General features: G+C 44.3%; 1 protein-coding gene. It reads left to right on the forward strand.

Going from position 1 to position 479, the window contains the following annotated elements; translation table 11 throughout:
- Positions 1–14: 14 nt before the first annotated feature.
- A partial coding sequence (locus A3735_RS07375; protein WP_156499497.1) for a chitobiase/beta-hexosaminidase C-terminal domain-containing protein occupies positions 15–479 on the forward strand: 465 nt, incomplete at its 3' end.

The following is a 479-nucleotide window of genomic DNA, read 5'->3' on the forward strand; positions in this document are numbered from 1 at the left end:
TAAGTGTTTCAGGCATGACAACTAACATCGACGACTACACCGTCTACTTCAGGACGCATACGGGTAGCATTGTCCACGCTGCAATTCATTCTCTGTCTCAGGGAAGCTTAGCGTTAAGATTACCTTCGCACGAAAATATGGAGGTGGGTCCAATTAGCGTTTATATCGAAAATACCGAAGGTATTCGAAGTAACGAAGTAGCGCTTACGTTTATCCCGGAAAAAGTAGAATTTATATCCAACGGTATGAATGAGTTTGGTCAATTAGAACTAGCAATGACTCAAGCACAAGGCCTACCAGATATCCGCTATGTGTTGAATGGTTCAGCGCCAGAATACAACTACTCGGCACCGATTTCGGTTTCTGATGGCACCACGGTGACCGCTTATGTAATACAAAGGGTTGATGGCCAGGACTATGCATCAGAAGAATCTGAATTTACCCATTCGACCTGCCCTATTGCTGATATTCCTCAATCC

The sequence above is a fragment of the Oleiphilus sp. HI0061 genome (assembly GCF_001635675.1).